5 protein-coding genes are annotated in these 10,240 nt (G+C 55.0%); 3 read left to right on the top strand and 2 right to left on the bottom strand.

The annotated features are described in order from the left end of the window. Nucleotides 1-13 precede the first annotated feature (13 nt). On the bottom strand, nucleotides 14-1,897 hold the full coding sequence (locus tag EY643_RS17685) for a sodium:solute symporter family protein (RefSeq protein WP_153240487.1): 1,884 nt from the start codon (nucleotides 1,895-1,897) through the stop codon (nucleotides 14-16). Nucleotides 1,898-2,452: 555 nt separating this feature from the next. Here EY643_RS17685 and EY643_RS17680 point away from each other — a divergent pair. The 3 genes from EY643_RS17680 (at nucleotide 2,453) to EY643_RS17670 (ending at nucleotide 8,590) form a co-directional block, all read left to right on the top strand. Then, nucleotides 2,453-5,410, top strand: coding sequence for a TonB-dependent receptor (locus tag EY643_RS17680; protein ID WP_153240486.1), 2,958 nt, complete (start codon nucleotides 2,453-2,455; stop codon nucleotides 5,408-5,410). A 137-nt stretch (nucleotides 5,411-5,547) separates the two neighbouring features. Continuing rightward, entirely contained in the window at nucleotides 5,548-7,053 is a 1,506-nt protein-coding gene (locus tag EY643_RS17675) for a tryptophan halogenase family protein (RefSeq protein WP_153240485.1), read from the top strand. Nucleotide 7,054: 1 nt separating this feature from the next. Further along, nucleotides 7,055-8,590 carry a tryptophan halogenase family protein gene (locus tag EY643_RS17670; protein ID WP_153240484.1) on the top strand — a complete coding sequence of 512 codons (1,536 nt, stop codon included), beginning with the start codon at nucleotides 7,055-7,057 and terminating at the stop codon, nucleotides 8,588-8,590. Between the two features lie 14 nt (nucleotides 8,591-8,604). On the opposite strand, the gene EY643_RS17665 is transcribed toward EY643_RS17670, so the two are convergent. Next, complete coding sequence (locus EY643_RS17665) at nucleotides 8,605-10,116, bottom strand: tryptophan halogenase family protein (protein WP_153240483.1); 1,512 nt, start codon at nucleotides 10,114-10,116, stop codon at nucleotides 8,605-8,607. Nucleotides 10,117-10,240 lie beyond the last annotated feature (124 nt).

Raw genomic sequence — 10,240 nt, 5'->3', positions numbered from 1 at the left:
TTTGTTCTCGCTGTCAGTAAGTAATGGAGCGGAGTTTTTCGTTCGCGGACGGCAAGTTGCTGTACCAGGTGCGGTACAGCACTGCCGCCGCGATGGCGAATACTCCCAGGCTCAGGCTCAGGGAGGTCCACTCGCGAATAACCAGGAAGATGGGTGCTGCCACCAGGCAGGTCTGAGCGACAATGCCCAGGGCCACGTTAAACATGTCGCGGCCGAAATCTTCGTTGCGTTTAAAATTTGGGTCGCGCTCCAGGGCGAGACGCTGGATAGGACCCCAGAAACCCCAGGGCCTTACATTGGTGTAAAAATCCAGCAGTACTTCGTTGTCTTCGGGCTCGGTGAACAGGCTGGCCAGAATGCAGGCTGCGCCGGAGAACATCAGCAGGAGCGGGAACAGGTAAAGTGGCAAGATGTCGGAGGAAACCCCTTCAAATACACCCTGGAACATCGGTGGGAAGGCAAGAGCACCGAAGATGCCGGCGGCCATTCCGCTGAAATAGCCCATGCCGTTGAGGCGCCACCAATACCATTTGAGAACGTTGGAGACCACGTAGCCGCCCCAGAGTCCTGATACCAGCCACATTAATACGCTGTTGATACTTTCTACGAACAGGCCGATCAGGATGCTGATCACCACCACAGAGAGGGACACAATGTAGCTGGCACGTACCAGCTGTCTGTCGCTGGCCTCGGGCTTGATATAGCGTTTGTAGACGTCGTTGACCAGGTAGGCCGGCGCAGCGTTCACAGTGGAAGCGAATGTAGACATGAACGCTGCAAGCAGTCCGGCGAGCAGCAGGCCGAGTAGGCCCACCGGTACAAACTGCAGCATGGCGGAGGGAAGAATGTTTTCGAAGTCCAGTTCGCCACCTGAAACCAGGTCAAGATCCTGATAGTAGACAATGGCGAGTACGGCGAAACCGGCGATCATCAGGTAGCGGATGGGCATGAGCACGACTGAAACGAAGCCGCTCATCAATGCGGCTTCTCTTGGCGAGCGTGTCGCCAGGATCTTCTGCATGTCATAGTTGGGCGCGGGCCCTGCCAGGCTCAGCAGTACCCCCTTGAACAGCATCATCATGAAGAAAATGCTGAACAGGGTGTAGCCATCGGAGATGATCTTGTCGTTGACCTCAGCGATGATGCCGCTCCAGTCGAGATCCAGGCGCCAGCCGAAAAACGGATTGGCCCAGCCTTCCGGGGTGGCCGCGTGAAGAGCCTCTGGAGAGACCGATATCATGGCGATCACCGCAATGGTGATTGCCGAGATGGTCATGATGGTGAATTGCAGTACATCCGCCCAAACAATGCTGTACATGCCGCCCAGTAGTACATAGAGCGTGGCGATACTGGTAAAGAATATACCGTAAAGGTGGGGGACATAGGCTTCAGGCACATGGAAAGGCACCACTGTGGAGACCGTTTCCCAGGGAATAAAGATCTCCATGAACTTGCCTACACCGATGAAGCCATACGCCAGGAACCCCAGCACGCTGATCAAGGCAAAGGCGACGATGATGCCGTGGGAAAGGCGTGCTCCGACATTGTTACCGAACCGTGTGTGCATCCACTCGGCACCGGTGAGAACGTTGGAGCGGCGCAACCACATCGACAGAAACACGGCCAGAAACACCTGGTTGAATACCGGCCACAGCCAGGGAATCCAGATGCTCTTCATACCGTAGACGAAACACAGGGCAACCAACCACATGGTGCCAGAGATATCGAACATCCCTGAGGCATTGGACAGCCCGAGCATGTACCAGGGCAATTGCTTGCCACCCTGGAAATAGGCCTGGAGGTTTTCGCTGGCCCGCTTGCGCAGGTAGAGGCCGATGAGCACAGTCGCTACGAGGTAGGCCAGAATAATGAGTATGTCGATTGTCTGCAGGCGCATGCCCTTTTTTCCTCTGTATTCGAATTATTCTTCTGTCGTGCAAGGAGGTGCGTCAGCCAAAAAAGCTGTTAAACGTTTTACATTAAAACACCGGATTCGTGATTGTGCAAGCGAGCCGACCCCAGGCCGGCTGCGGACCGGATAATGAGTATTCAAGGGCGTATTCCCTGGATTCGTTGCTCGGGCCTGCAAAAGCCATCGCCACGAAAATTAAATATCTATAATAATCAGGGATTTATGATGTTATTGGCGTGTTTGTTGTTTCTCTCGCTAGAAAAGCAGTTGACAAGTTCTGTCTGCGGTACGAATATGTAAAACGTTTAGGGCCGGTGAGCGAAGTCGTTCAGTGGTCGTACCCAGAGCCCCGAAGAGGGCATGTGGTACTCGCAACTGTTGGCCGAAAAGCAATAATCGAGACCGACAGTGCAACCCAAACACGTTTTTTTTCGCTGTATAAGTAAAACGTTTAAGCTCCATCTGAGAGGCTTAAGGCGAAAAGAGATGTGGAACTGCAGGATTATTAAAACAACCGTCTGCATAGAAGAGGGATAATAAATGAAACGTACCAAGCCACATTTCCAACGCAAGGTCCTGGTGACCAGTATTGCTTCCTGCCTGTTGGCAGGGGTAGGCAGCTCTGTGTTCGCTCAAGAGGAACCTGTACTTGAAGAGGTGGTCGTTACCGGTCACCGCTACGCTCAGGCATCGGCAGTCAACCTGAAGCGCGACAACGATCAGGTGATGGACGGTATCGTCGCCGAGGACCTCGGTAAGCTTCCCGATGTCACGATCGCCGATTCACTCCAGCGAATTCCGGGGGTTCAGATTACCCGCAACGCTGGTGAGGGTGACAATGTCACTATTCGCGGCTTGCCCCAGGTGATCACGCAGCTGAACGGAGAGGTTTACCTCGGCGCTGGCAACATTAATAGCCTGCAGCCCTCCATGACGGATATTCCCGCCCAGCTTTTCGCCGGCGCGGATGTGTACAAGTCAGCCACGGCCAATATGGCGACGTCCGGCATAACAGGTACGATCAATCTGAAAACACGGCGCCCGTTCGATCTTGAAGAGGGTTTCAGTGGTGCGGCCAATATTGAGGTCCAGACCGGAGCCGAAACAGAGGAAACAGACCCAGCCGGTAGTGCGCTGTTTAACTGGCGCAATGATCGGATGGGCGTGTTGGTGGCTGCGGCCTATGCCAACCCAAATCTGGCCAACTACTACAACGGTTTCAATACCGCTGAGCCCTCCGGCGACTCTGGCTGGGTTAACGGTGTCAATGATTGGGGCTCGACAGCGGCTTTCCCCGATACCAATGCCATCGCGCCCCAGGGTGTTGTGGCCTGGAATCAGGTCACTGAACGTGAGCGTCTGGGTTTGAACGCAGCCTTCCAGGCAGATCTTGGTGAAGGTTTCGAAGTGGTCGCTGAGGTGTTCTATACCGAACAGGAAGAGTACAACCGCAAGGTGGGTATGAGTGCCACCAACAAGTGGCAGGGGCTTGACTATTTCACGGCTAACCAGTCCCGCAACACTGGCGATTTCACTGATAAAGAGTGGGTCTCGATTCAGGAAATGGACATTGCTGCGCGCCGCGTCAAGTCGTTTACGCAGAACGATAGCTACGATCGCGAATCAACCAACTTCAATCTTGAATTAAACTACGACAACGGCGGCAAGATCACCGGTAGCGCGCGCTACGTCACGGGTAGCGCGTCGCAAGAGCGCCGCCACGGTTACAACGAAGGCGACCTCACGGACGGCACTGCAACAGGTTTGAATGCGTTCTACCCTGCGGAATACTGTGCTGGCGCGGACGCGGTGGGCGATGAGGGCGGTTGCTTCCTCTCGACCAACCCACTCGGCTACACCGAAATTCCACACGTGATCTATAACACTGCCGGCAGTCATCCTCGCTGGAGCGGCTTCGATAATCCGGTAATGGGTGGACTGGGTAATGTTCCTCTGCGTGACTACATGGGCAATCTCGGCAGCTACAACGTTGGCGCTTTCTCATCTGAGAATAATGCGGACAGCGATGCCGACCTGGATGTTTTCCGCCTGGACGGTACCTATCGCTTTGATGAGGGCAGCTTCTTTACCAGTGTTGATGTTGGTATCCGTACGTCCAACCACAAGGTTGAGGAAGAGCGCTTCCACTACTTCTCGCCCTTCTATGACGAAGGCTGTCAGGCGCAGTGGAAGGCGACAGACGTCGTTCTGAATACGGATCCCTGTACTGCAGGTGAAATGGTCAACGGTGAGTTCCAGGGTTACACGGTGCTGCCTCCCACGGCGTTGGATGAATTCAATAACGTAAGCTTTGTGACTGACTTCGGGCCAGTGAAGGGTATCCCGGGCGTCTGGGCAGTTGATCCTGAGGACTACGATAATCCTGAGAGCTTTCACAAGCGCGTATTTGGTTCAATTACCAAGGCGATCATTCCTGGCACATCGTACGATGTAGAGCAGCAGACCAATACGTTCTATTTGCAGGGCAATTTCGAGTGGGCAAGCGTCAGGGGTAACATCGGCCTGCGCGTAGTTGACTGGGAGAACACGGTTCGCCAGAACATTGCGGGAGCCGGCATCCCCTACGGCAACACCAATGTCGATGACGGTGATGTTGTGACCGAGGTGGACGATACTGAATACTTGCCATCGCTCAACGTTTCCTGGGACATCACCGATAACCTGATTGCCCGCGCAGCCTACGCCAAGAACTCTGTACCATTGGATCTGAACCAGTGGGGCGACGGTCTGGCAGTAGAGACCTCCCTCGATCAGGAGCTCGGCTTCTTCGTGGTGAACTCGGCGTCCCTGGGTGGTAATCCGGACCTGGATCCCTGGCGTTCCGATAACTACGATATTTCTCTCGAATACTACATGGGCTCGGCAAGCATGATCAGTGCTGCAGCGTTCTATGTAGATGTAGAGAGCTTTATTCAGCAGGGCACGATCGCTATGCAGTTCCCTGATCCCGACGGTGTTGTGCGCCGGACAACCAATGTGAATACGCTGGTGCAGGGTGACGGTGGTGAAATCTACGGTGTCGAACTGGCAGCTCGCCTGGCCATGAGTGACCTAGTGGACGATGGTTTCCTGACGGGCTTCGGTCTCGATGCAAACTATACCTATTCGCCTAGCGAGCAGGACCAGCAGGATATCAGCGGCGACGATCTGCCTTTCCCGGAGAACTCGGAAGATCAGGTTAACCTGGTGTTGTGGTACGAAAACGGACCCTTCGCGGCTCGTGTTGCTTACAACTATCGCTCCGAGCGCCTGGCTGAGACTGGCCGTACATCCGGTAACCTGACTGTCTGGCAGGACGAGATCGACTTTGTCGACATCCAGGCCAGCTGGGCATTTACCGATAACTTCATGATCTACATGTCCGGTTCAAACGTGACCGAGTCCTATGAAGATTACTATATGGAGTGGAGCGATCAGTACGCTTATCAGAACTACTACGAGGCGCGATATACCGCGGGCCTGCGTTACAAGTTCTAAGTCGGACAGGGGGTTAAACGGTCTTAGCGGTGGACCAGGGTTACCCTTGTAAGTTGCCGTGACAGTGAAAGCTGTCACGGCCTTTTTATTTCAGCGAAAACGCCGTAGATTAACGATAAAAATACGGGAGGCTGCTGGTGCAACAGGGCCCCATTGAACAACTTGTCATTGTCGGCGGCGGTACTGCCGGCTGGATGGCAGCCGCGAACCTCGCCGAACATTTCAAGCATAGCGGCCTGTCGATTACCCTTGTAGAGTCGTCGCAAATCGGCACGATTGGCGTGGGCGAAGCAACCATACCCTCTATACGCAGGTTCTATGGCGCTCTCGGTCTCAAGGACGAGGATGTCTTGCGCCGTACCAATGGTACCTGCAAGCTGGCAATACGTTTCGATGGCTGGTCCAAGCCCGGCGACGCCTTCTACCACCCCTTCGGCCTGTATGGCCAGGATGTGCGGCAGGTTGGTTTCCACCACTACTGGTTGAAAATGCATCGCGCTGGCAAAGCCGGCCCAATCAGTGATTATTCCCTTGGGGTTGCCCTTGCGGACGGCGGCAAGTTCACCCGGCCCTCACCTCGACCGCCCTCGCCACTTTCGGTTTTCGACTGGGCACTGCACTTTGACGCCAGCTTGTTCGCCAAAGTCATGAAGGAATCCGCACTGGCGAACGGGGTTAAGGCTATTGATGCGAAGATCGAATCTGTTGAACTTAATGCTGAAACCGGGTTCATCGATTCACTTGCGCTAGACACTGGCGCCAAGCTTGAGGGCGAATTGTTTATCGATTGCTCGGGCTTTCGTGGGCTACTGATAGAGGGTGCTTTGGAGACCGGCTATGAGAGTTGGTCCGAGTGGCTGCACTGTGATCGAGCGGTGGCCATGCAGAGCGAACTCGATGACACCCAGCAACTGGTGCCTTATACAAGGTCCATCGCTCATAAGGCTGGATGGCAGTGGAAAATACCGCTGACCAATCGTCAGGGCAATGGCTATGTATTCAGCAGTGCCCATATTTCGGATGATGAGGCACTGGCGACTCTGCGCGATAATGTGAAAGGCAGCCAGCGTACCGAACCCAATTTTATACCGTTTGTACCGGGTCGCAGGCGTCGGGCGTGGAACCGAAACTGTATCGCGGTGGGTCTGTCCTCGGGTTTTCTCGAGCCGCTCGAAAGTACCAGCATCGCCTTGATAGAGACTGCGATCGACAAAATAAAACTACTGTTCCCCGACAAGTCGTTCAGACCGGGCGTGATCGACGAGTTTAACGAGATGACGGCGCTTGAGTATGAGCGGGTTCGAGACTTCATTATCCTTCACTATAAGTTGAACGGCCGGCATGGCGAGCCGTTCTGGGACCAGTGTCGTGAAATGGAAGTGCCCGACACGCTGGCCAGAAAAATGCAGCTCTTCAAAGAGCGCGGCCATCTGGTGAAGTATCGTTGGGAAATCTTTCAAAACGCCAGCTGGCTGGCGATGTACAACGGTCTCAACTATCTGCCTGATGGCTACGATCCGGCGGTAGATCACTTTGATATCGCGTATCTTGAAAAAGCGTTTTTTGAAATGAAGAAGTCGCTGGATGAGGGTGTCGCTGCAACGCCGCGGCACGAAGATTTCCTGCAAGAGATAGGTCGCTAATATGAATCAGCCGCAGCAGAAGCAGCGCATTGTCATTGTCGGAGGCGGCAGTACCGGCTGGATAGCCGCAGCCGCACTCGGGAGGCAGTTGAAGGGCGAGCAGTACGAGGTCACTCTGGTAGAGTCATCCCAGATAGGCACGATCGGCGTTGGTGAGGCGGTGATCCCTCCCTTCCTTAACTTTATTCGCGGTCTGGGGCTTAACGAGCAACAGTTTATCCAGGAGACCCAGGCCAGTTTCAAGCTGGGTATTCAGTTTCGTGATTGGGCCCAGCGCGACCACAGTTACTTTCATCACTTTGGAGCCCTGGGGCGCAAACTTGATGGTCACGATTTTCTGCAGTGCTGGCTGAAGGCGCGCACGCTCGGTGATACCGCTGACTTGATGGACTACGCGCCGGCCGCCGAGATGGCGAAGCAGGGCAAGTTCTTCCTGCCGTTTAAAATGCCACAGGAGTCTCCGCTGGCGGAGGCAGCCTATGCTCTGCACTTTGACGCGAGTCTGGTGGCAAAGAGTCTGCGGAAGTTTGCGGAGTCGCGCGGTGTTCGCAGAGTTGACGCCAAAGTTAATGGTGTGGAGCTGGATGCCGACGGCAATATTGGCGCGTTGCAACTTGATGGCGAACGTCGCCTTGAGGGCGATTTCTTTCTCGACTGTTCAGGTTTCCGGGCGTTGTTGATCGAAGGCGAGCTCGGCTCGGAGTATGAGGACTGGCGTGAGTTTTTACCCTGCGATCGTGCTGTTGCGCTGCAGACGTCAGGGCTTGAAGACGTGACCCCTTATACCATATCGACGGCGCGAGACGCGGGCTGGACCTGGCGCATTCCTTTGCAGCATCGAATTGGTAACGGCTATGTATTCGCCTCTGACCACTGCTCGGATGATGAGGCGATTGCTACTCTGTTGCGTTCAGTTGAGGGAGAGCCCTTGCACGAGCCGCGTGTTATTCCGTTTCGCACTGGGATGAGACCGCAATTCTGGCAAAAAAACTGTGTTGCACTCGGCCTTGCGGGTGGGTTTCTAGAGCCGCTTGAATCTACGGCTATTCATCTGGTGACTCGCGGTGTGCAATTCCTGTTGGAGCTGTTTCCGCACGATGTGACCAATGCATCCAGCTGGCAGCAGCTCGCGCTGGACTACAATGCACGCATGCGTATGGATTATGAAGAAATTCGCGACTTCATTATTCTGCACTACTGTGCCACGCGCCGGGACGATACACCGTTCTGGCGTCAGTGTCAGAACTTACCGCTGCCGGAAAGCCTGCGCCAGAAGATTGCCCTGTTCCGTGAGCGAGGTGAGGTTCGCATTGGTGGGGACGATCTGTTCAAGGTGCCGAGCTGGCAGGCGGTGTTTACGGGAATGGGGGTAATGCCGGAGCACTACCACCCGTTTGTGGATATGAGTGACTTTGCGCAGCTGCACATGGCTATGCGAGGCGGCCGTGCTCAGCTGGCAGAAGAGGTGGCTACCTTGCCGTCACATGCCGAGTTTCTCCGGGCACACTGCCCGGCAGAAAAAATCCCTGTCAGTTAGTTACAGATTCCGAGCTACTCGGCCGGCGCTGCACAATGGCGGCTGATAAATTCGGCGTGAGTCGGCGCGCCGTCCGCCAGCTTGGCAATGTTTTCTCCCATGCTGCTCAGCGTGGCGCGCAATTCCTCTGGGTTGAGTTCACTTGCGGCCAGGTTACTGGTGGATGGCCTGATCCCCATGCCGTCGAAAATGCTGACCCAGCTCGCGAGTTGGAACGACTCCAGTTCGCGTGTGACCAGATGGCCTCGATGTTGGAATAGGTCTATTTTCTCTGCCAGCGTCGTGGGGATTTCCATGTTGCGGCAGTACTCCCAGAGCTCTCCCTCGCTGCGTTGGTTCGGGTGGTAGTGAAGAATGAGGAAGTCGCGGATGCGTTCCATCTCTATCCTCGCCAGGCGATTCGCTTCTTGAATATCTGCATCATTGAAGCCGTGTTCCGGGAAAAACATCAGCAACTTGCTCAGGCCAGTCTGGATCAGCGAAATGCTGGTGCTTTCCAATGGCTCGAGAAAGCCGGATGAAAGCCCCAGGGCAATACAGTTCTTGTTCCAGAATTTTTTGCGCAAACCGGTCGTAAAACTGAGTTTGCGCGGCTCAGCCAGCATGTCTCCCTGCACTGTGTCGACAAGCAGCTGGCGTGCTTCGTCATCACTGCAGAATTTGGAGCTGTAGACGTAACCGTTACCTGTGCGATGTTGCAACGGAATACGCCAGGTCCAGCCGGCCTTGCGAGCCGTGGACAGAGTATAGGGAGCGGGCTCGCCAACGTTTTTTGTGCCTACCGCGAAGGCACTGTCCACAGGCAGCCAATGCGACCAATCTTCGTAGCCGGTTTGCAGTGCGCCCTCTATCAGCAATCCGCGGAATCCTGAGCAGTCGACAAAGAGATCGCCTTCGATCGTGGCGCCGTTATCCAGTGCCAGTGATGTGATATAGCCACTATCAGAGTTCTGGTTCACTGTGGTGACCAGCCCCTGGATATGATCGACGCCATTGGCGATGGCGTGATCGCGCAAATAGGCAGCATAGAGCAGGGCGTCGAAGTGGAAGGCGTACTTGTAGTCCAGCAGGGGGTGCTGTGGTTCAGGATTGGGTTGAGCGAAACGGCCTTTCTCTGCCAGTTGGGTCGGTAAGCTGTAGGTGCCTATGTCGATACTCGAGCCGGTATTTCGCGCCTGCGTCACACATTGATGAAAGTCGGCGCCTCCCAATGTGGTGCCGTAGTCGGCAAATGGATGGAAAAAACTGACGCCTTCCCGCGCCCAATCCTGGAAGCGGATGCCGAGTTTAAAGCTTGCCTGGGTCTTGCGGATAAAATCCACTTCGTCGATGCCCAACTGGGCGTTGAAGTTGCGTATGCCCGGAAGTGTGGCTTCGCCCACGCCAACGGTCGGTACGTTGGGGGCCTCAACCAGGTGGACGGTCGTTGGGCGGTTGCGCAGAAAGTGGCTCAGGCTTGCAGCAGCCATCCATCCGGCGGTGCCGCCTCCGACAATAACGATTCGATTGATGGCTGTTGGGGTCATGGCGCTTCACTTGCCTTTGAACTGGTCTATTGAAGGTAGAGTAAAACGTTTTAATCGAAATTGCGATCTCGTCCGTCAGCTGCTGGAATTGAGCCGGATGCCCTGGCAACACGCAGGGTGGCGG

The organism is Halioglobus maricola (assembly GCF_009388985.1).
GTDB lineage: Bacteria > Pseudomonadota > Gammaproteobacteria > Pseudomonadales > Halieaceae > Halioglobus > Halioglobus maricola.
Note: the sequence above shows the minus strand (reverse complement) of the source record. Positions and strands in the feature narration are given on the sequence as shown.